General features: G+C 46.7%; 15 protein-coding genes. 11 read left to right on the top strand and 4 right to left on the bottom strand.

Annotated features, from left to right (window positions below):
* From RT717_RS10830 to RT717_RS10805, 6 genes are all read left to right on the top strand, one after another.
* Window positions 1–1,788: an efflux RND transporter periplasmic adaptor subunit gene (locus RT717_RS10830; RefSeq protein ID WP_317491750.1), complete on the top strand. Its 1,788-nt coding sequence runs from the start codon at window positions 1–3 to the stop codon at window positions 1,786–1,788.
* A gap of 24 nt (window positions 1,789–1,812) precedes the next feature.
* Window positions 1,813–2,073: a heavy metal-binding domain-containing protein gene (locus tag RT717_RS10825; RefSeq protein ID WP_317491749.1), complete on the top strand. Its 261-nt coding sequence runs from the start codon at window positions 1,813–1,815 to the stop codon at window positions 2,071–2,073.
* 3 nt (window positions 2,074–2,076) lie between these two features.
* Entirely contained in the window at window positions 2,077–2,598 is a 522-nt protein-coding gene (locus RT717_RS10820) for a TlpA family protein disulfide reductase (protein WP_317491748.1), read from the top strand.
* Window positions 2,595–3,815, top strand: a complete 1,221-nt coding sequence (locus RT717_RS10815; protein WP_317491747.1) for a hypothetical protein — start codon at window positions 2,595–2,597, stop codon at window positions 3,813–3,815. The genes RT717_RS10820 and RT717_RS10815 overlap by 4 nt, the downstream gene beginning before the upstream one ends.
* A 46-nt stretch (window positions 3,816–3,861) precedes the next feature.
* Window positions 3,862–4,470 (top strand): DUF2911 domain-containing protein, encoded by a 609-nt coding sequence (locus RT717_RS10810; protein ID WP_317491746.1) that lies wholly within the window; start codon window positions 3,862–3,864, stop codon window positions 4,468–4,470.
* Window positions 4,471–4,594: 124 nt separating this feature from the next.
* A complete protein-coding gene (locus tag RT717_RS10805) occupies window positions 4,595–5,494 on the top strand; it encodes a sugar phosphate isomerase/epimerase family protein (protein WP_317491745.1) in 900 nt (299 codons plus the stop codon).
* 17 nt (window positions 5,495–5,511) lie between these two features.
* Here RT717_RS10805 and RT717_RS10800 read toward each other — a convergent pair whose 3' ends face one another.
* The gene (locus RT717_RS10800) at window positions 5,512–9,585 is read right to left on the bottom strand and encodes a hybrid sensor histidine kinase/response regulator transcription factor (protein WP_317491744.1); all 4,074 of its coding nucleotides are present in this window, start codon (window positions 9,583–9,585) and stop codon (window positions 5,512–5,514) included.
* Window positions 9,586–10,197: 612 nt separating this feature from the next.
* Between RT717_RS10800 and RT717_RS10795 the strand changes: the two genes are divergently transcribed.
* The 4 genes from RT717_RS10795 (at window position 10,198) to RT717_RS10780 (ending at window position 16,380) form a co-directional block, all read left to right on the top strand.
* Window positions 10,198–13,440: a SusC/RagA family TonB-linked outer membrane protein gene (locus tag RT717_RS10795; protein WP_317491743.1), complete on the top strand. Its 3,243-nt coding sequence runs from the start codon at window positions 10,198–10,200 to the stop codon at window positions 13,438–13,440.
* An 18-nt stretch (window positions 13,441–13,458) separates the two neighbouring features.
* Complete coding sequence (locus RT717_RS10790) at window positions 13,459–15,081, top strand: SusD/RagB family nutrient-binding outer membrane lipoprotein (RefSeq protein ID WP_317491742.1); 1,623 nt, start codon at window positions 13,459–13,461, stop codon at window positions 15,079–15,081.
* A gap of 104 nt (window positions 15,082–15,185) precedes the next feature.
* A complete protein-coding gene (locus RT717_RS10785; protein WP_317491741.1) occupies window positions 15,186–15,746 on the top strand; it encodes a hypothetical protein in 561 nt (186 codons plus the stop codon).
* 100 nt (window positions 15,747–15,846) lie between these two features.
* Window positions 15,847–16,380 carry a hypothetical protein gene (locus RT717_RS10780; RefSeq protein ID WP_317491740.1) on the top strand — a complete coding sequence of 178 codons (534 nt, stop codon included), beginning with the start codon at window positions 15,847–15,849 and terminating at the stop codon, window positions 16,378–16,380.
* Here the strand turns inward: RT717_RS10780 and RT717_RS10775 are convergent.
* The 3 genes from RT717_RS10775 to RT717_RS10765 all read right to left on the bottom strand — a co-directional run bounded on the left by RT717_RS10775 (window position 16,377) and on the right by RT717_RS10765 (window position 20,134).
* Entirely contained in the window at window positions 16,377–17,060 is a 684-nt protein-coding gene (locus RT717_RS10775) for a hypothetical protein (protein WP_317491739.1), read from the bottom strand. The genes RT717_RS10780 and RT717_RS10775 overlap by 4 nt on opposite strands.
* 129 nt (window positions 17,061–17,189) lie before the next feature.
* Window positions 17,190–19,799: an ABC transporter permease gene (locus tag RT717_RS10770; RefSeq protein WP_317491738.1), complete on the bottom strand. Its 2,610-nt coding sequence runs from the start codon at window positions 19,797–19,799 to the stop codon at window positions 17,190–17,192.
* Complete coding sequence (locus RT717_RS10765; RefSeq protein WP_317491737.1) at window positions 19,796–20,134, bottom strand: PadR family transcriptional regulator; 339 nt, start codon at window positions 20,132–20,134, stop codon at window positions 19,796–19,798. Before RT717_RS10765 ends, RT717_RS10770 begins: the two co-directional genes overlap by 4 nt.
* A 423-nt stretch (window positions 20,135–20,557) precedes the next feature.
* On the opposite strand from RT717_RS10765, the gene RT717_RS10760 reads away from it, so the two are divergent.
* Window positions 20,558–21,985, top strand: a complete 1,428-nt coding sequence (locus RT717_RS10760) for a carboxylesterase family protein (protein ID WP_317491736.1) — start codon at window positions 20,558–20,560, stop codon at window positions 21,983–21,985.
* Window positions 21,986–22,036 lie beyond the last annotated feature (51 nt).

Below are 22,036 nucleotides of genomic sequence, written 5' to 3'. Positions count from 1 at the left end.
ATGACAATAGATAAAAAAACAATAATAACCGGTCTGGTTACCCTGGTAATGGGGTTATTGATTGGATGGCTGATTTTTGGGGGTTCTCCAAAAATATCAGCAAATGAAGACCATCAGCATGGTTCAGCAGAAGAGACAATATGGACATGCTCGATGCATCCCCAGATCCGTCAAAATGAACCTGGGCAATGCCCCATTTGCGGAATGGACCTCATCCCACTTGAAAGTGGCATGGACGAAGGCATTGATCCAATGGCCATCAGCATGTCGCCTGTGGCTATGCAGCTTGCCAATGTGAGCACAGCCGTGGTTGGTTCAATGGCGCCAGTCAAATCGGTGAAGCTCATTGGCAAAGTACAAGCCGACGAGCGCCTGATTTTTTCGCAATCATCTCATATTCCTGGCCGTATCGAAAAGCTACTCATTAATTTTACGGGAGAATATGTACGGAAAGGACAAACCATCGCCTTTTTGTACTCCCCTGACCTCGTGAATGCGCAAAAAGAGCTTTTGGAGGCATCGAAAATGAAGGCCACCCAGCCGCAGTTGCTGGAGGCAGCCAAAGAAAAGCTTAGAAATTGGAAGCTGACCAATCGCCAGATTGATGAAATACTTGAAAGCGGCGTCGTCAAAGAATCGTTTCCGTTGCTTGCTGATAACTCTGGCTATGTAATTAACAAACTAGTGAACCGGCATGACCACGTCGCACAGGGCCAGGTGATCTACGAAATAGTCGATTTATCAAGCGTTTGGGTGCTTTTTGATGTCTATGAATCGGATATGACCTGGGTCAAAAAAGGCGACAAGATACCTTTTACCGTTGCGTCTTTGCCAGGCGAAACCTTCAGCGGCGCCATCTCTTTTATCGACCCCATCATTGATGCCCAAACGAGGGTGGCAAAAGCAAGAGTGGAAGTGAAGAACAGCGCATCGAAGCTGAAGCCGGAAATGTTTGTGTCGGGTACGCTGGAAGCCAACCTTCCCGGCAAGGCTGAAAATATAGTCGTTCCCAAAACGGCTGTGATGTGGACAGGTCAGCGGTCGGTGGTATATGTAAAACTAGCCAGCAACCAGTCAGTTAGCTTTGTCATCAGAGAGGTGGTGCTTGGGCCTGCCCTTGGCGATAGTTACGTAGTGAAGGAAGGGCTCGAAAACGGCGAGGAGATTGCAGTCCATGGCACATTCAGCATCGACGCAGCCGCACAGCTGGCAGGAAAGCCCAGCATGATGAATCGTCAGTCTGATGGTAAGAAGGCGGCCTTTGATCATGACCACATGGTCATGCTCACTGCTCAGAAAACAGCCGAGAGTCAATCCGCTTCGGGTGTGCCTGAGGCATTCAGAAACCAGCTGACAGATTTCGCCATGGCTTACATCAGTTTAAAGAATGAGTTGGTCAACGACGACCCCGAAAAGGCTCAAAAACTGGCGGGAGCATCAAAAGAAAAGTTATCGAAAATTGACATGAAGCTCTTGAGCGACCACCAGGTTCATATGGCCTGGATGAGCACACTGGAGTTGTTGGAAGAAAACTTGGCTGTGATTGCCAACACCGGCGAGCTGGCAACTCAGAGAGCAGCCTTCGTGCCCCTGTCTTCTGCCCTCATTCAGGCAGTGGAGCAATTTGGCATAGCGAACACGACCTTCTATCAGCAGCATTGCCCTATGGCCGACAGCAACAAAGGTGCTGACTGGCTCAGCCTGGAGAAAGAAATAAGAAACCCCTACTATGGAGATGCTATGCTCTCCTGCGGGTCTGTAGAAAGAACAATTACCCCTGTAAAATAATTATTAACTAATTTTATCCCTATTATGAGAAACATTGTATTGACTTCCCTTTTTGCTGCAGCCTTGGCATTGAGTGCATGTAACAGCAACCCAAAAACCACTGAAGAAGCAGCGACACATGATGACGGCCATCAGCACGAAGCAGCTGCCTCCGACACTACTGTGGCAGCCGCTTCCTATATTTGTCCTATGAAATGCGAAGGCAGCGCAAGCGACAAACCTGGCAAGTGTCCCGTTTGCAAAATGGACCTCGTTGCGGTTGAAGAAACTCCTGCAGAAAAGTAAGCGATGAGAATTATTCATATAGTATTGGTCTGTGCGGTTTTTATGTTGGCTGCCTGTAGCGACGGAAACAAGTCTGGCACAGCAACGTCCTCCGGACAAAAGCTGGCTGAGAAAGACATTTCTCTTGCTACACTGAAGCTTCGAAACCTCGATGGCAGCGAGTTGGATGTTGCCACTTTGGCGGGCAAGCGGGTTTTCGTCAATTTTTGGGCTACGTGGTGCAAGCCTTGTCTGGCCGAAATGCCTTCTATTGAAAGAGCAACCGAATTGCTTGCAGCGAAAAACGTAGTGATGCTGGCAGCCTCGGACGAAAAGCTCGACAGGATATCGAAATTTAGAGAGAAGAATAGCTATTCTTTTAATATCGTTGCCACGGAAGCCAACTTGGGTATTTTGGAAATATTTGCCTTGCCTACTACTTTCATTTTCGATGAGCAGGGAAAACTGGTATTCAAAGAAACCGGTGCCCGGGAATGGGACAGCCCTGAAAGCATTAAGCTAATTAACGAGACAAATAAGCTATGAAGAAAGAGTTATTTGGAGCCATCATTGTTGGTGGTTTGATTTTAAAAGGCTGCGCACCAGCGCCCAGCGAAGAGCGGATGCCTGTGCAAAAACTTGAGGCCACTCACCTGAGTGGAGCTTCGCTGCCTTTTCTGTCAACGGATGCATCTGGCAAGGTTATCCTCTCTTATGTGGTGGATAACGATTCTTCTGCGGCCTTGCATTTCACCACACTTGCTGACCAACAGTGGAGTGCGCCGGTGAAAGTGGCTGAAGACACCAACTGGTTTGTCAACTGGGCCGACTTCCCGTCTGTTATTTCCTGGGGCGATGGCAAAATGGCAGCACACTGGCTGGAGAAGAGCTGGACAGGAGGCACGAACTACCACGTAAAAATCAGTCGGTCTCAGGACTTTGGTTCTTCATGGAGCGCACCGGTTACTTTACACAGCGACACCCTTCCGAGGGAGCATGGCTTCGTTTCGCTTGTCCCCTTCCCTAGCGGCCGCATGTTTGCTTCCTGGCTCGACGGACGCAAGTATCCACCTGCCAGCGAACATGGCGGACACGACCTCAGTAACGAAATGACCCTTATGGGCGGTTATGTAGCGGTTGACGGGCATGTTGAGGGAGAAGAGCTGCTTGACCAACGGGTATGCGACTGCTGCCAGACAAGTTCTGTTTTAAGTGACCACGGCCTGATTACCTTCTACCGGGATCGCTCCGATGACGAGGTGAGAGATATAGCCGAGGTGCGATGGACAGAAGAAGGTTGGACAGAGCCCAGTGTGCTTGGTGAGGATGGCTGGGACATCATGGCCTGCCCGGTAAATGGCCCTCAGTCGGATGCTATTGATGAGCAGGTGGCAGTTGTTTGGTTTACAGCGGCCGATGAGAACCCCAGGGTGCAGCTTTCGCTGTCGGGTGATGCGGGAGAGCATCCTTCCATTCCGATCAAGGTGAGTCACAACTCAACAGCCGGAAGAGCAGATATCAAACTTATCAACAAAGACTACGTGGCAGTAAGCTGGATAGAGATAGTTGAAGAAACCGGCGTTTTGAAAGTAGCCGTTTTCACAATAGATGGTCAGCGGCTTGAAGAATGGGACATCACAGAGATTTCAACCGAGAGGAAGACAGGGTTTCCACAGCTGACTTCTGACGGAAAAAACCTTATTATTGCGTGGACTTCCGACAATGCTGTCAACACGGCAATGATAGCGCTCAAAGAACTCTAGTATATTCGTTCAATTAATCTGTTATTAACTAAAACCCTTATAAGTAATGAAAAACGTTAAATTATTTTTTGGTGTATTGGCTGTTATCCTTTTCGCTACAGCGAGTCAGCGTGCAATGGCTCAGCTTCAAGCTCCTGCGCCTAGCCCGGCAGGTTATGTTTCGCAGAATGTTGGCTTTACAAAAATTAGCGTTGACTATTCATCGCCAGCAGTAAAAGGTAGAAAAGTTTTTGGTGACCTGGAAAAGTACGGTGTAACCTGGAGAGCAGGTGCCAACGGCCCAACGATGATTGAATTCAGCACTGGTGTAAGTATCGGTGGGAAAAATGTAGGAGCAGGAAAATATTCACTTTTCATCACTCCACAGCAGAGCGGCGAGTGGACTATCCACTTGAACAGCAAAGGCAATTCAGTATTTGCCTACATGAAAGATGGTAAAATTGACGAAGAGGCAGTAGCCAAAGATGACGTGGTTGCCGTGAAAGCTGCACCAGTAATGGCTGCCGATTCGATGGAGAGATTGGCTTATTCGATTTCCGCTGAAGACAACAAGGTGGCCAAAGTAACGATGGCCTGGGACAAAGTGAGACTTTCTTTTATGGTCGACACTCAGGTGAGTCAAAAACTGGAAGGATTCACTAACACGCTGAAATAAGCTATAGCTGTTTCCTCCGAGGTTCAACGGCCCCGTTCAAACGATTTTGGACGGGGCTTTTGCTTTATTAAAAGGTTTATGTCGCAGCAGCACCTATCTTTGGAGATAGCCAATTGACACAAGCATGAAAACCATCAAAATACCTTTTATCATATTTGCCTTTGCCTGTCTAATAGTTAGTCATGCAGGGGCTCAAAGCATTTACAGCAAAAGCAACCTTTTTGCCTGGTGCATTGTGCCCTACGATGCGAAGCACCGCAGCCCGGCCGACAGAATAGCCATGCTGAAGGAACTCGGCTTCAAATCATATGCTTACGACTGGAGAGCAGAACATTTGGCTACTTCGGTTGAAGAATGGAAGCTGGCAAAAAAGAACAACATCAAAATAAATGCGGTGTGGATTTGGATAGACGCCAATACAGATAGCCCCCAAAAGCTTAGCGGCGCCAACTTACAGCTGCTTAGCTACATAAAGGAAACCAAATTGAAAACACAGCTTTGGGTTGGCTTTCACGCCAATTTTTTGGAAGGGCTCGATGAGGAAGCGAAAGTTCGAAAATCAAAGGAGATGCTGGACTATCTTCATGCAAAAGCTGCCGAGGTTGGATGTACGGTAGCGCTTTACAACCATGGCGACTGGCTTGGAGAGCCAGCTAATCAGGTGAAAGTAATTAAGGCCAGTGGATTCAAGGACGTAGGCATCATCTACAACTTCCACCACGCCCACGAGCAACTTGACGACTATACCGATATTATTGATGTGGCTCTCCCCTATTTGTGGGCGGTAAACCTGAATGGCATGAGGGAAGAAGGTCCCAAGATATTGCCCATAGGTTCGGGTGACCGGGAAAGTGAGATGATGGCTTACCTGACGAAGGTTGGTTTCAAAGGCCAGATTGGTATCCTGGGGCACATCGAAGAGGAGGATGTGGCGATTGTTTTACAGCGAAACCTTTCTGGTCTGCAGCGCATATTATCGTCAATTGGAGACAAAGAAGGCCTGAGTACCTACGGGAAAAACTAAGCGAAGCCGACCGAAGTTCAGGTCGATATATCGTTTGAATGGCCGGCCTTCATATGGTCGGCGTACTCCGATGGGCTCTGCCCAAAAAGTTTCTTAAAGCAATTTCTGAAGTACTTGGGGTCATTGAAACCAACCATATAAGCTACCTCCGAGATCGAGAAGTCGCCCTCGGCCAATACTTGTGCGGCCCTCTTGAGCCTGATTGTACGTATAACTTCATTGGCCGACTGACCAGTCAAAGCCTTTAGTTTTCTGAACAATGTGGCTTTGCTCATCCCCACGTCTTTGCACAGGTCGTCAACAGAGTAGTTGGTATTAGATATGTTCGACTCAACGCTCTTAAGTGCCTGGTTGATAAATGTTTCGTCTCTTGAGGTTACGGTAATACTTTTAGGCTCCAGCGTCAATGTCCTGCTGTCAGCGAACATTTCTATCAGCTTCTTTCTTCCTTCCAGCAGATTACGCACCTTGAGTGCCAACACTTTGCTATTGAACGGCTTTGTGATATAATCGTCGGCACCTGTTTCCAGCCCCTCAATCTTATATATCTCAGAAGTTCTCGCTGTTAACAAGATAATTGGAATATGACAGGTGGCTTCTGTTTGCCGAAGAGCATTGCATAGAGCAATGCCATCCATTACAGGCATCATCAAATCCGATATAACAAGGTCAGGGTTAGTCTCCAAGGCCTTCTCAAGTCCTTCTTTGCCGTTGAAGGTTGTTACTACCTGATAATCTTTCGACAGAATAGACTGGATATAGCCTGACACTTCCTTGTTGTCTTCTACAATTAAAACTGTCGGTGTGCCTTCTGGATGCAGGATGGGGTCTGCTGAGGTAACCGCAGGCAGGCTGTGCGAATGAACACTACGGGACGAGGTTACCGACATATCTACTTTTCCTTCAACTACCTCTGTAGGTTTGAAGTGAACATTGCCTAGCGGAAGTGTCAGTGTAAACCGTGCAAACTGCCCTTCAATGCTCTCCACATCAATAGATCCATGGTGCAATTCAATGAGGCTCTTGCTCAGGGAAAGTCCTATACCTGTGCCTGTGGAGTGCCTTCCTTCCTCGTAACTGAAAAATGGTTCAAAGATAGTCTTTAAGTGTTCCCTTTTTATTCCCGTGCCATTGTCGAAAACAGAAATATAGACTTTGTCGGGTGTTTGCTCCAGTTTGATACTCACCACACCCTTTTTAGGTATTTTTTTAAATGCGTTCGAAAGAAGATTGAAAATCACTTTTTCCATCTGGTCCGGGTCAAACCAAACCATGATTTCCTCGTGACTGCTTTGCAATGTAAAATCGGCGTTCATTTCCTCGGCCAGTGTATCGAAAGAATATTTGATCTCCTTAATGAAGCTGACCAGGTTACTTTCCATGGCCGTCACTTTCATATTCCCCGACTCCACTTTGCGAAAGTCGAGTAGCTGATTGACCAGCTTGTGGAGCCTCAGCACATTGTGGTTAACCGATTGAAGCTTTCCCTTGACCCCTTTCTCAATGCCCTCGGAGTCGATCAGGTTCTGTATGGGGCCTATAATCAGTGTTAAAGGCGTTCTGAACTCATGAGAAATGTTTGTAAAGAATTGCAGCTTGGTTTTGTTTAGCCGCTCCACACTTTCGAGCTTCAGCCTCTCCAGCCGCAAGTCATTGATAAAGTGAGCCCTGATCAGCGTAATTCTGCGAAACAGGTAAAGCAGGGATATCACAATCGCTATATACCCCAGGTAAGCCCAGGATGTTTCCCACCAGGCGGGAAGCACCGTAATGGCCAACCGGGTTGGGTTGTCGTTCCAAACGCCATCGTTGTTGCTCGCCTTTACTTCAAAAACATAAGTTCCCGGATCAAGGTTGGTATAAGTGGTGGACCTTGTTTCGCCCACAAAATTCCATTTATCGTCAAAGCCAATCAACCGGTAGGCATACTGGTTCTTATCACTGGCCGACATATTGAGTGCTGCGTATTCGATACTGAAAATATTGAAGTCACTTTTCAAACTCAGTTCCTTGGTTTCACTAATGTGTCTGGTAAGGATGGAATCTTCGCTGTTTACCCTGACCGACTTATTGAATACTTTAAAGTCTTCCAGCACCACCAAAGGCGGATGCGGATTGTCCAGAATTTCTGACGGGTTGAAAGTGATGATTCCATTGCTGCCTCCGAAATACAGCAGCCCGTCGGCGTCTTTGAAAGATGAATTTCCCTTAAACCCATTGACCAACAGACCGTCGGAGTCGTCGTAGTTTTTAAACGTTTCATTTTCAGGATCAAACACGCTCATTCCATTGCTGGTGCTTATCCACAAGTGGCCCTGGTTATCCTCCAATATGCCTTTTATGTTGTGATTGGTGAGCCCGTTGTCAATAGTGTATCGCTCAAAGGTATCTTTGCTTTTCAGGTGATAGAGCCCCGATTCTGTGCCTGTCCACAGGCGCCCCTTACTGTCCTCGAACAGACAAAAAATAACCGAGAGTATATTTTCACTGTAGTTTTCACTCTCTGTAAATACGGGCTCCATTTTCATTTTCTCCGAGTTATACAGCTTTAAGCCGCTGTTCGTCCCGACCCAGATATTGGAATGTTTATCCTCAAAAATTATTCTCAGGTTATTAATGGAAGCGTCTTCTGCCCAGGTTGAATCCACAATATGCGTAAATGATTTTTTATCCTTCGAGGAAAGTACGTTAAGGCCATAGTACGTCCCCATCAGAATATTGGCCTTCTGCCTGTCCTGATGCAATGCATATACATTCTGATTACTTAAATCTTTCCTTGAACCTCCTACAGTAGCGTACCGGTCAAAACTTTGTGTGGCTTCATTGAAAACAAAAACACCTTCCGCCCATGTCCCAACCCAAATATTGTGATTACGGTCTTCGTAAATCGTCAGCACGGGAATTCCATTCTGGCCCGATTCAATAGGATCATTCAGGTAGTAAGAAGTATTGCCTTTGTACACCTTCATAATACCGCCTTCGGTGCCTATCCAGAAGCGTCCTTTTGAGTCTTTATACAATGCGTTGACAACCGTATTCTGATAGGCCGCCTTTAGCGATGTAAACTTGTTTTGATACGGGTCAATCACGCTCAGGCCAAATGAAAAAGTACCGATCCATAGCCTCCCTTCATTATCTTTATACAGCGCCTTAATGGAGATGTCACTGATTGATTTTGGATGGTCTTTGTCAGCCACATGGTGCTCAAACTTGTTTGTGCGAATGTCGAGCCGGCTTAGACCGCCATTTTCGGTACCCGCCCAAATGTAGTTACCATCGGGGCAAACAGTTCTCACCACATTTACCAAAGGACCATTTTCTCTGTTTTCGGAAGTTCTGTAGTGAGTGAATTTGCTGGATTTGACATCGAACTTGTCCAGCCCACCTCCCCTGGTAGCAATCCATAAATTCCCGATATCATCTTTGGCAATAGAGTATAAATAATTGTAGCCCAGCGAGTTGGAATCTTTGGGGTCATGAGCATATACCTTCAGGTTGCCTGTCTTTCGGTTCCATTTGTAAAGCGCCGTGTCCGCCGCCAACCAAAAGTCGCTCTTGTGAATTTGCTCAATGCCGATAATAGACAGGCGGCCCTTAAAATTGCCGGTATGGTCAGTCCAGCTATTGTCTGACAAATTAAGCGACTTTATTGTGGTGCCCACGAACCATACCCGTCTTTCGCTGTCTTCTCTGATGTCATTGATCACCAGGTTATTAAATTCAGGAACCCGGATAAAAGTATCTAATTCTCTATTGTATCGGTGCAATGTGCCCTTGGCTGTACTTACCCAAAGGGTGCCGCTACTATCCTCAAAAATTGAAAGGATTCTATTTGTTAGAAGCGTGTGCTCGTCGGATGGATCGTTCCTGTAAATTTTAAATTCATAGCCATTGTAACGGTTGAGGCCGTCTTCAGTGCCTACCCACAAATAGCCTTTGCTGTCTTTATGGATGGCAGAAATAGTGACCGACGAAAGTCCCTGCTCTACTGAAAGGCTCGAAAAAGATTCATTTTTGCCTTGCCCATGCGCCGCTAGCGGTAAAAAAAATGAAATCCACAAGAAAAGCGAAAGCAGGTAAAATGGTCTCATAAAATATGTAACAGTGTAATGGGTGCGCCTGGCTCAGAACAACATTCGGGCTACTATTCAGCTTTGGTAATTTAGTTGAATATCTTAAAAAAGTCTAATCTCCGATCAAACTACAGGCAGGCAGTAAAAGGTAATAGCAGCCGTCGCCTGAGTCGGCTGCTCAAAATACTGACTGTTTTCGATATCACAATTGTACAATTATCCGCAAATATAATAAGGAAGGTTGAGGTATTCGTAGTCAGTCGCCAAGATGCCCATGAATAGGTTTTGGAAACATTTGTCATCTATATTTGAAGGATTTATACCTCCTCAATTGTTTTATTCTTCTCAACTTGTGTCAATTGTCATAATGCAAAAAAGTGCTATGTTATGTGTGTATTACCGTTTGAAGTATCAAACCTAATATTGGACACCATGGCCCTTCGAAAAATCTAATATTTATACTATCTTGTACTATAACCTCGTAAAGCTTAAATAATTATGCCTATGAAATTAACCCGTAAAGCAAAATTCTTAAACCCCAAATGTGGAGGACTCAGTTCATGACCACCTGCACACCCGGTGTATACTATAAACACTGGTTAAATCATTTTAAACCAATTCATTCATGTTATGAAAAACAATTACCTACTTATTAGCTTATCGCTGCTCTTCTTTCTGGCGTGCTCAACAGCATTCGCTCAGCAAAGAACAGTAAGTGGTAAAGTAGTTGACCCTAATGGCACAGGTTTTCCCGGTGTCAACGTAATTATCAAAGGGACTGCTACCGGTACCACTACCAATGCGGATGGCGAGTACAAAATCGCCGTTCCTGACAACAACACTGTTCTTGTGTATTCCTTCATTGGATACTCAGCACAGGAAGTAACAGTTGGAAGCCGCTCAGTGCTGGATATTACCCTGGCAGAAGACGTGACCCAGCTTAGCGAAGTTGTTGTGACTGCCCTTGGGGTAGAAAGAAGTGTGAAAGCACTTCAGTCATCTGTGACCACTGTGTCAGGTGACAACTTCACTCAAGCACGTGAAAACAACCTTGGTAATGCCCTTTCAGGAAGAATTGCTGGTGTAAACGTTAGCAAAATTTCTGGTGGTCCTGCCGGTTCTTCACGTATCGTTATTCGTGGTAACAAAACGCTGGGCGGACAAAACCAGCCTTTGTATGTAATCGACGGTGTGCCTATGGACAACTCTGGCTTCGGTCAGGCTGGTCTTTGGGGTGGTCGTGACGAAGGAGATGGTCTTACCAGTATCAACCCTGACGACATCGAGTCTATCACAGTGCTAAAAGGCGCCAGCGCCGCTGCCCTTTATGGCTCACGTGCTGGTAACGGTGTTATCAACGTTGTAACCAAAAAAGGCACCAAAAGAAAAGGTCTTGGTATTGAATTCAACTCAAACTATGTGGCGGAAACTGCTATCAACCTGAGCGACCTTCAGAAAGAGTATGGCACTGGCAACTATGTTGATCAGTCCAATGATGGTATTCGTAATGGAGTTGCCACAAAGCCGAGAGATGCCCGTGAGGCATTTGGGTGGGGCAATGTGGCCTGGGGACCTAAATTTGATGGTAGCCAGGTTTTACAGTTCGATGGTGTGGCTCGTCCCTACTCCTATCAGGGTGACAACTGGAAGCGCTTCTATCAAACAGGTAATGCTCTTACCAATAGTGTGTCTATCAGTGGTGGAAGTGACAAGCAAACTTTCAGATTGTCAGCGGCTGACCTGAGAAGTAATAGTATCATCCCTAATTCCGGGTACGACAGAACTAACCTTACATTGTCTACAAGCTCAAGGTTTGCAGACAAGTTAACTGTGACATCAAAAATGATGTATACCCATGAAACTGCGCATAACCGTCCGGTGCTGTCCGATTCGCCAGGAAATGCCGTTCAGTCCATTTGGAGAACACCAGGCAACGTCAATGTAGAAACGTACAAAGGCGACCCTAACAAGCTTGGGGCTATTCCCGAAGGCACAACTCAGGAACAGTTGATAATTTACGGACAAGGAAGCGATGCCAATGCCAGAAGACCAGGTCAGGAGTTGCTACCTGCAGCTAACAACTGGGGACAGAACCCTTACTGGGCTACTGAACAGTTCATCAACGACGATACAAGAGACCGTTTGATCGGTTCTGGTGAGGTGCGTTATGACATTACCGATTGGTTGTATGCTTCAGGAAGTATCCAGATGGACTGGTACACAAGAAGAGACAAGTCTTTGACTCCTCAGGGAACAGGCTACCAGCTGGGCGGATCCATGTCTGAAGGCGAGGATCGTGTGCGTGAAACCAACACTCAGTGGATATTGGGCGGAAACAAAACTTTCAGCCAGTTTAGTGTCAATGCATTCGTTGGTGGTAACGTGATGCGCAGGTCGAGTGAAAGAATCGCAGCCAATGGCAATGGCTTTAACGTGGACTTCTTCCCTGCGATCAACAACGCCGCAACCAGAAACTACGGTTATGGCTTCTCTGAATCTGGCATCAATTCTATGTTCGGTTCAGCTGAGATCGGTTATAACGGTTACTTATTCTTAACTGCTACTGCCAGAAACGACTGGTTCTCTGTATTGAATCCTGAGTACAATAGCATTTTGTATCCGTCAGTAGGTGCTAGCTTTGTATTCTCTGACGCATTCACAGGCCTGCCTAGCTGGTTGAGCTTTGGTAAAGCAAGAGCTTCGTGGGCACAAGTGGGTATCGTAAATATCAACCCTTATGCGGCGAACCTAACATATTCATTGAATGGTAACTCTCACTTAGGGCGTACGATGGGAACGTTCTCTTCAGCAGGTGGAAACAACGGAAATATTCCTAACCCTCAGTTGCAGCCGGCACTTTCTACTGAATTTGAAATAGGCTTCGATACCAAGTTCTTCGACAACAGATTTGGCGTTGACTTTGCCTACTATCATCAAACAACAACCGATGATATTTTGGGCGTAACCATCTCCAGAGCATCTGGTTTTGGTTCAACTAACGTAAACGTTGGTGAGTTGCAGAACAAGGGTGTTGAGCTTCTTTTGACTGGTACACCCGTAAGAGGCGAAGTGACCTGGGACATTTCTGTGAACCTGGCTAAAAACGTCAACAAAGTGATAAACCTTGTAGATGGAGTGACTGAGTTCACGCTGGAAGAGCCACGTACCAGAAACGTATTCATTAAGCACATTGTAGGCCAGCCCTTTGGTACCATCACTGGCCGGGTACAGCAGATGAGCCCTAATGGAGACCCTATTTTCCTTCCGGATGGCAGACCATTGGCATCAACCACTTACGTTCCTATTGGCAATGGTTTGGCTGACTGGACAGGTGGTATCAACAACTCTGTTTCCTGGAAAGGTGTTAACCTAAGCATGTTGATTGACATCAAGCTTGGCGGAGATATCTTCTCTGGAACAAACAACCGTTTGACCCAGTGGGGATTGCATCAGCAATCACTTATCGGACGTGAGGGTGAAAAACCACTACATATCAAGGGTGTTACAGACAACGGTGATGGTACATTCACCCCTGTTGACAGAGACCTTACTCCACATGAAGCAAACAGCTATTGGGGTTCAGTGGGTGGCGAAAGCACTGCCATCTCCAGCATGTTCCTGTACGACGCTTCTTTTATGAAGTTGAGACAATTGACTTTGGGCTACAGCTTGCCAAGAACTATGCTTGAGAATACTCCCTTCCAAAATGTGTCACTTTCTTTTGTGGGAAGAAACCTCGCTATTCTTTTCAAGAATATCGACAACGTAGATCCTGAATCTGCCTATTCAGCTAATGCTGGTGCACAGGGCCTTGAGTATTTTGCGATGCCTACTACTCGTAGCTACGGTGTCAACTTAAGAGTAGGATTCTAACCATTAAATAGCTAAGAAATGAAATACGTTAGAAATAAAATAAATAAGATCATCATCGCCTCTGCCGCAATATTTGTATTCACGGCAAGTTGCGATACGGATGAATTGCATGAGTTGAATATCAACCCCCAGGCCCTTAATCAGGTAAACATGAATTATTTGTTTACGGCGGCTCAGCTTGGTACTGCAGCGGGTGGCTCAGCTGGAGACAACCGCTATATTGACTGGAGAACAAACATTGGCCTGTGTGCCCATGCTATTCAGCAGCTGGCCAACGTTAGTGGCGGTATAGCTCCCGGTGACAAATACACTGACAACGTTGAATCCTACAACGCACCATGGGAGTTTATCTATGGTGATCAGTTGAAGAACCTTGCTGAGGTTCTCAGACAAACCGGCCCTGACGGGTTTGAGGCAGGTCAGAGAAAGAACATGCGTGAAGCCGCTAGAATCCTTCGTGCGTTTAATTTCCACAGACTTACCGATTATTATGGTAATATTCCTTATACCGACGCATTAAGAGGAATACAGGGTACTTTCCTTCCTGAGTACGACGATCAGCAAACCATCTATATGGACTTGTTGAAGGAATTGGATGAAGCAACGGCTGCTTTGAGTGCTTCCAATCCTGACGAGGGCTTTGCTGCGGCTGATTTGTACTATAACGGTGACGTTACCAAATGGAAGAAGTGGGGTTACTCTCTGATGCTTCGGTTGGCCATGCGTATCTCTAATGCGGATGCGACCACTGCAGCCACGTATGTAAGCAAGGCTGTTTCTGGTGGCGTTTTCACGAGCAACGACGACAACACATGGGTACCAATGGACTTAGGCCCAAGTGAGTGGACTAACCAGAACGGTATTTCGAGAGCATTTGCTTCGGGTGACGGTGGGCAACCATCCATCCTGAGCAAGACTTTTATTGACATGCTCAAGGGGGCAAATGCTGCCAGCACAGCAGATGATGATCCAAGGCTTCTCATCTTTACCGATGGCGTAGGCGGAGACAAGGATCCGCTAGTTCAGGAAGGTATGCCAAACGGACAAGATGGAGGTACCATAGGTGCTTATATTGGCGAGAAGTTTGGTGACCCTACATTGAGCCCTAGTTCTGTTTTCTCTTCCATTAATGTTGCTCTGCTTGACGATAACGATCCGTACATGCTGATGAATTATGCCGAAGTAGAGTTCCTACTTGCTGAAGCAGCTGAGCGTGGAATAGGTGGCGTAACGGGTGCTGCTGCTCATTACAATGCTGGTGTTCGTGCTGCTATGCAAATGTACACTCCTTATGCACAGGGTGACCCAGACGTTGAAGAGGCTCTTTCTGTTACTGATGCCCAGGTGGACGCCTATCTTGCCGCCCACCCCTACACTGGTGGTGCAGCCGGTCTTGAAATGATTGGTAACCAAATGTGGGTGAGTAAATTTTTCAACTGGTGGGAAGCATGGTCTGATTGGAGAAGAACTGGATTTCCAGTGTTAGTTCCTGTCAACTATCAAGGTAATGTGACTGGAGGCACTATTCCAGTCAAACTGAGGCTTCCAACACACGAAGTAGCTGTTAATTCGGAAAATATAAGTGCCGGAGCTACTTTGCCTGACCAGCCAACCACAAGAGTTTGGTGGGATGTGAATTGATTTCAATAAACCATAAATCAAATAGATAGTAGAAAGTCCCCGATGATAGTCGGGGACTTTTTTCTTTTGGGGGTCAATAGAAATTCATTTAAATTGATTGAATAATGAGAAAGCAATTCGGTCAGTTCTTTATCATGCTTTTGCTTGTTGCCACAGGCGGTTGCCTGGATCCTCTGGATCCTGCCACTTCAGATTGTGAAAGGTCAGGGTTGGCCATATCCATTATTAATGTAACGTCCACAGATTGCGGCATTCCAAATGGGCAGATCGAAGTATTTTCATCTGGTGGTTTGGGCGATAAAACATTTTTCTTAAATGACGGACCAGCACAGAAAACGGGTGTGTTTCATAGCTTGAGACCTGGTATTTACTCAGTCTCCGTGATGGACTCATTGTACTGTCGCAGAGCTGTGACGGTGCATATCTCATCTGGAATTTCTTTCAAAGAATCGATACAGCCTATCATCGAGAATAGCTGTATCATCAACACTTGTCATGATGGTTCGGGTAGCATCAGCTTTAAGGTGTTTGCCAACATCAAAAAATCAGCGGCTGACATCAAGGGGCTCACCCAGGCACGAGTGATGCCTAAGGTTGGCAGTTTAACAAATGACGAAATTGAGCAAATAGCCTGCTGGGTAGATGACGGAGCACTATTTAACTAGCTCTACAAATCTTTTTTTTACCTGACCGCCCGCTAGCGAAACAATTTCATGGTATTCCTGTTTTGCAGGAATGGATGCCAATCACTTAACTAAATTTGTTTTGTTGCTTTTGCTACTCACCGTGACCTCCTGTGGTCAGGAAGCTGATTTGATCGATAAAGACTGTACCGGATCCGGGCTAACACTGACTTTACTTGGTTCGACGGATACTTCTTGTGGCGCTTCAGCGGGTGTAGTCGAAGTTGAAGCGTCCGGCGGTTTTGGAGACTACCGCTACCAGCTCGATGGAGGTGCTTTTCAGGCCAGTGGAATCTTTGGTGGCGTTGGTCCGGGGAAGTATATTGTGGGGGTAGAAGATTCCGGGGGGTGCACCAATACCCTGGACGTTCAAATCTATTCCGGCATAAGCTTTGCAGCCTCCATCAAACCAATTATTGAGGCCAATTGCGCCATTAGTGGTTGCCACGACGGCTCGGGAAATATCGACTACAGTAATTTTGATAATATTAAGCTCAACCCATCCGACATCAAGTCACGCACGCAGTCGGGAGACATGCCGAGAAACGGAACCCTCACAGCCGCCGAAATAGACATGATAGCGTGCTGGGTAGATGATGGGGCATTGAACAACTAATTCAAACTCAGCTCCCTCCTTCTCAAGCTATACTCAACTCCCGTCTTTTCATTAGTAAGCCGTAGCTCTCTGCCATACAACCACGCTTTCCACTCCGTCTGGTCATTTTCAAAAATGATTTTCCGGTGCCTTGTGTTGATGACTGCCACGCCACTTTCCTGGATGTCACCCGCAGCAACAATTGAATAGTTCCCGCTCTCGTCGATACTGAAGACTGTCTGGTGTAGTCTTTCCACCTTGTTCCCGTTCCTTATTTTGTAAAGCTCCCACTCCCCTACAATGGTTTGCTCGAATTCTTCGAAGCCAGGCACCTCGGTGATTCGGGTAAAGGACAAAGTCACATTTCGGGCTCTGTCATCTTTCCCTTTCAGCTTAAGAAGATCTTTGTACCTAAATACCGACCAGGTGGAGTTGAACCACTCCACGTCCGTACTGTACATCTCCAGCTTGTCTGATTGTAGTTTGTACACCCCAGTCAGGTCTCCTTTTACCCTTGAAACGGCAAAACTTCTATTGTCATTGATTTCCAAAAAGACAGGACTAAACGATTTTGCCAAAGCATCTTGCTCGTAGGTTTCCAGTTGCCAGAGGCCTTCAATGTCCTGGATTTCATAGCTCTGCTGGCAGCTTGCCAACAAGCTAGCGCAGAAGAGTATGAATTTTGTTAAGTTCCTTTCCATCTTATTGAAGTTAAGGTAAATGGTGCCTAAAGACAATATTCGGATTAGGACAGCTAATTGTCGCAAATCATGCAGTATTCCGTTGCAATAGAGTAGCGAGCCGATTTGCCGAGCCTTATGCAGTACGATTCATTCATCCTTCAGCGTTCTCGTCGGATTCACACTCGCTGCCTGATACGACTTCACGCTCACTGTCAGAGCACCTACTACGAATGCAGTGAGCCCAGCCAGCAGAAAAGCGGTCAACGTTAGGTCAGTTCTAAAGGCAAAACCGTTGAGCCACTCCTGCATATAATACCAGGCCACCGGTGCCGCCAGCACAAAGGCGACAATCATCAGTCTGGCGTAGTCTCTCGAAAGTAGCATGACTAACCCTGCTACACTGGCACCATGCACTTTTCTGATGCCAATTTCCTTGGAACGCAGGTCGGCTGAAAAGGACGACAGTCCAAACAGCCCCAGGCAGGAAATAAAGATCGATACGATGGCAAAAATGTTCACCAGAGCGCTGAGCGACATTTCAGTGCGGTAGGATGCGGCATAGCTGGTGTCCATGAACTCATACTGAAAGGGAAAAGCAGGGCTAAGGGCCGTTGTTACCTTTTCAATACCTGCTATGGCCTTGGGTATGTCGTTTTGAAGTCTGATGAGTGCTACCGAGGTGTACGAAGGATTGTAGGTAACAATAACAGGCGCAATCGGCTCATACAGGCTTTGCATGTGAAAGTTTTTCACGATGCCGATCACTTTGCCTTTGCTACCCCAAATAGACAGGTTTTGACCCAGTGGCTCGTTGAAACCCATGATGTCGGCCATTACTTCGTTGATGATATAATTGGCAGTGTCCGAGGCGAAGTCCTTCGAGAAATCACGACCGTCAACTATCTCCATTCCCATGGAAGAGAAAAAACCCAAATCCACCATCAATACATTGACTTCTATTTCTGCATTGGGATCTTTGCCGTCCCACTGCGAGCTGCCTGTTGAGCGGCCGTATTGCAGTGGATTGCCGCTGGCAAAAGACACTTCCTTTACCTCGGGTATATTGAGCAACTCGGTTCTGTATACGTCCCTTCGGTTGGCCAGGTCCTGCGGCATGTACAAGTATGCCATGTTTTCTTTGTCGAGGCCCAGGTTTTTGTGGAGCACAAAATTCATCTGCCGGGCGACCACCAGGCTTCCAATGATCAGAATAATGGACAAAGCAAACTGGAAAACGACAAGGCCGTTTCTGAAATAGATGCTTGAGGCAGACTGCCGGACTGCTCCTTTCAGCGAGTTAGTCACTTTGAAGGAGGGCAATAGCAAAGCAGGGTAACTCCCGGAAAGCAAGCCGGTAACAGCAATCAAAGCGAATATCCCCATCCAAAACCTTGCGTCTGTAAAATCAAGGTAGAGCTGTTTGTCCGTAAGGCCGTTGAAGTAAGGGATGATGAGCAGCACACATCCTATGGAAAGCAATGCTGCTACAATGGTGATCATGAATGATTCTACCATAAACTGCTGCCCCAGCGTGCGCCTTTGGGCGCCAAGCACCTTTCTAACGCCAATTTCTTTCGTTCTCCGGCTGGCCCTGGCTGTAGCAAGGTTCATGAAGTTGATGCAGGAAATCACTAGTAGAAAAATAGCGATGATCGTAAGTATTCTCACATATTGAACCCGTCCACCGGAGGGCACGCCGTTTTTGAAATTGGAATGCAGGTAGGTGTCTGTGGCCTTCAGCACCATGAGCCGCTCATCAGCTGCATTGTCTGTATTTTTGTTGATCTCCTGCTCTATCCTTTGCTGCACGGCGGCCAGATCGGCGCCAGGCTTCACTGTAAAGTAGATACTAAAACCGCCATTGAACCAGCTCTTGATCCACTCGTTACGGGCGATGTACTCGTGGGCAGGGAGCACAAAATCAAAAGTCATTGAAGACTGACTACCGATGTCTTCAAAAATGCCAGACACTGTAAACTCCTGACTTTCATCTATTTTAATCACCTTACTTAATGCAGCTGTTTTCCAGCTTTCTCCAAAATACTTTTTAGCGAGTTTTTCGGAGATTACAACCGAATGCGGGTCTTTCAAAGCGCTCGCCGGATCACCTGCGGCAAAAGGAAAACTAAAAATGCTGAAGAATTCGGGTGACACATACCTCCCCTTTTCATAAGACACGTTTTCGTCGAGGCGAAACAAAAGCTCCAGCTCCCAGCTGTAGTAGGTTACTTCATCCACTTCTGGGTAATTGTTGGCCAGCGCATCTCCCAAAGGGCCGGGAATGCTTCCGGTGGTGATAACCTCACCGTTGGCCTGGTACATATTGCGCCATACCTGATAGATGCGGTCGGCGTTTACATGAAACTGGTCCTTTTCTACCTCATCGTTGACCCATAGTAGAATAAGCATACTCGACGTAAGCCCCACAATGAGCCCGAAAAGATTGAGCACAGTGTACCCTTTGTACCTCAGCGCATGGCGAATCGCCATTTTAATGTGATTGAATAGCATAGCGTTGTTATTTTGAGTTGTGACAAATGCAACGTTTTTGACGATACCTGGCCGGAGGAGCTTTAATACATCCAACGCAAATAGCCACCGTGCCCGGGTTGAACTGCTTTCCGCCCGCCGCTCGAATAATTCAGTCAGGTCGCCTTCCACGTCTTCCAGTAGATCCGGATCGCAGAACCAGCGAAGAAACGTCAGTAGCCACTTGGGCGGCGATGGAATGGACTTTTCTATAGGTTTGTTGCTCATATAAACTTAAAGTCGAAGGCGACTGCCGGAATGGCCTCCCAAAGTTGCTGACGAGCCGCCATGGCCTCTTCAAGCGCCTTCTTCCCAAAGGGGGTTACTTTGAAAAAACGTTTTCTCTTCCCGCCCCTTACGGCAGTGGCCTCGCCAAACTCGGATGTCAGAAAGCCTTTCTTCTCAAGCCGCTTAAGGGCAATGCGCATGGCACCCACACTCACCGACCGCCTGAGCCTTGTTTCTATTTCTTCTTTGATGGTGATACCGTAGGCGTTGCCGTAAAGCACCGCCACGGTCAACAACACAATTTCCTCGAACTCCCCTATTGAATACTTGCCCATGATTTTTATTTTAATACTAAATGTAATTAAAATATTTAAATCCTAAAAGCAATCTTAATAGTGATGCGCATGAATTCAGTGATTTCATGGTGATATAACCAATGTCGTTTAGTTAAGAGGTTCCGTCGCCCAATTCCATTTTTATCCCTGGCCCTAAAGGGCGATACAATGACCATTAGTAGGCCCCTTTAGGGATTAAGGGCAAAATGCTCTTAACTAAACGACATTGATGGCATAACTGCGATTAATGGAGAAGGTAACAATGAAACGTAAAATTTTGCCACCACCTAACCCTGATGTGGAGATGTTTGAATGCCCATTGGAGGCAGGATGCTCCTGTTGAGTGAACATAATTTGAACGAAACATTACCGTTATCTTTCGTATATTTCATTGAATTCACTGGCCATTAAACACTTACCACCATGAAAGCTTTTCCCATCAACCGAGATTTCTATTTTTTTGGAAGCTTTCTTATTGGCCTATACATTGTCGCTAACACACTCCAAACAGTTGTTCAAATGTGGGTGGGCTACCAAATGTTCTGGCTGCCGTCGTTTGGTAGCTGGCTGCTTGTTACGTGTGCGATTTACCTGCTTCCCTCCCTGTTCCTCTTGAAATACTATCACCAAAATCAGTACCGGCTGGCTTTCTTCGGCGCTATGGCATCCAGCATCATGGTGTTACTACAAGTGATTGTCTTAACAGCCATATTACGAGCCAGGCAATTACAGGATTTTTATAACCCAGTTCTTTATCTGCTGCTTTTTGCTGGTCTTGTTCACGCAGCAGGTCTTTTGACTTCTGATGCCCGAAAGAAGCCCTTGCTCAAGACCGTCGGCCTCGGGTTGGGCATAGTGAACGTGATCTTACTCATTTCCCTCACCTGGATATTACTTTCGGGCAACAAATCTTCCACTGGTATCTTTGTCCAAAAGCTGGCGGAATGGACAACCATTGCCGGAGGGCTGGTTTGGGCATTGTTCATCAGGCAATTTATGGGCGAGCGCAGCCTTCTGAAAGAAGAACAGGTAAGCACAGAGAGCAGGAAATCAATCGCAGACATATATGCTTTCTTCAGTTTTATGGGGGTGTTTTTCATCCTGCTTTTTGGGTTCATGCTAGTCAAGCAAGGCTACTATAACACTCACGCCACCCCGGCTGCCAGAAAAATGGCAAATCCTTACGAATTTCGCTCCTACACCAGCAGCAAAGGCGAAACGTTGCAGTACAGGTTTCTGAAACCTCTCGATTACGAGCCGGGGAAGAAATATCCGATGGTCGTTTGCTTGCATGGTGGCGCTGGATGGGGAACGGACAACACCAGACAGTTCGATGGATCATTGGCAGCGCAAATGCTTTCTGACTATACCAACAGGGAAAAGTACCAGGCATTTCTTTTCGTCCCCCAATGCCCTCCCATGCATAGCTGGGGAGGTATACCTGCCTATAAGGCTATCGACTCGCTGGTATTTGAAGCCATGGCAGCGCTGGAAAAGGAATTTGACATCGACGAAAAGAGGCGCTACGTTATGGGGAGTTCGCTTGGCGGCTATGGCACCTGGCACTTTATCAGTACACGGCCCGAAATGTTTGCTGCCGCCATCCCAGTATCTGGTGAGGGTGATCCTGACTTTGCGAAAGAAATTGTTGACGTTCCTGTTTGGGCATTCCATGGCCGAACTGATGTCAATGTGCCTGTATCCGGCTCTCAGCACATCATTCAGGCGGTGAAGAATGCTGGTGGTTCCCCTCGCTACACTGAGTATCCCGACCGTGGCCACGACATCTGGAAGCAGGTAAGGGAAACTCCTGGTTTGATGGCCTGGATGTTTGCGCAAAAAAAGGAATAGCCCCGTGGCACCCAAACAATCCTGATGAAGTTGATCAATAAGTCCTGCCCA

This window comes from Imperialibacter roseus (genome assembly GCF_032999765.1).
GTDB lineage: Bacteria > Bacteroidota > Bacteroidia > Cytophagales > Cyclobacteriaceae > Imperialibacter > Imperialibacter roseus.
The sequence above is the reverse complement of the archived record's forward strand: the minus strand, read 5'-3'. Positions and strand labels throughout refer to the sequence as shown.

Excerpts from the sequence above, each read along its gene's own strand:
- RT717_RS10775 (WP_317491739.1), bottom strand. The coding sequence starts at position 17,060 with ATGGAAAGGAACTTAACAAAATTCATACTCTTCTGCGCTAGCTTGTTG.
- RT717_RS10795 (WP_317491743.1), top strand. The coding sequence starts at position 10,198 with ATGAAAAACAATTACCTACTTATTAGCTTATCGCTGCTCTTCTTTCTG.
- RT717_RS10825 (WP_317491749.1), top strand. The coding sequence starts at position 1,813 with ATGAGAAACATTGTATTGACTTCCCTTTTTGCTGCAGCCTTGGCATTG.
- RT717_RS10760 (WP_317491736.1), top strand. The coding sequence starts at position 20,558 with ATGAAAGCTTTTCCCATCAACCGAGATTTCTATTTTTTTGGAAGCTTT.
- RT717_RS10830 (WP_317491750.1), top strand. The coding sequence starts at position 1 with ATGACAATAGATAAAAAAACAATAATAACCGGTCTGGTTACCCTGGTA.
- RT717_RS10770 (WP_317491738.1), bottom strand. The coding sequence starts at position 19,799 with ATGAGCAACAAACCTATAGAAAAGTCCATTCCATCGCCGCCCAAGTGG.
- RT717_RS10785 (WP_317491741.1), top strand. The coding sequence starts at position 15,186 with ATGAGAAAGCAATTCGGTCAGTTCTTTATCATGCTTTTGCTTGTTGCC.
- RT717_RS10765 (WP_317491737.1), bottom strand. The coding sequence starts at position 20,134 with ATGGGCAAGTATTCAATAGGGGAGTTCGAGGAAATTGTGTTGTTGACC.
- RT717_RS10800 (WP_317491744.1), bottom strand. The coding sequence starts at position 9,585 with ATGAGACCATTTTACCTGCTTTCGCTTTTCTTGTGGATTTCATTTTTT.
- RT717_RS10790 (WP_317491742.1), top strand. The coding sequence starts at position 13,459 with ATGAAATACGTTAGAAATAAAATAAATAAGATCATCATCGCCTCTGCC.
- RT717_RS10820 (WP_317491748.1), top strand. The coding sequence starts at position 2,077 with ATGAGAATTATTCATATAGTATTGGTCTGTGCGGTTTTTATGTTGGCT.
- RT717_RS10805 (WP_317491745.1), top strand. The coding sequence starts at position 4,595 with ATGAAAACCATCAAAATACCTTTTATCATATTTGCCTTTGCCTGTCTA.
- RT717_RS10815 (WP_317491747.1), top strand. The coding sequence starts at position 2,595 with ATGAAGAAAGAGTTATTTGGAGCCATCATTGTTGGTGGTTTGATTTTA.
- RT717_RS10810 (WP_317491746.1), top strand. The coding sequence starts at position 3,862 with ATGAAAAACGTTAAATTATTTTTTGGTGTATTGGCTGTTATCCTTTTC.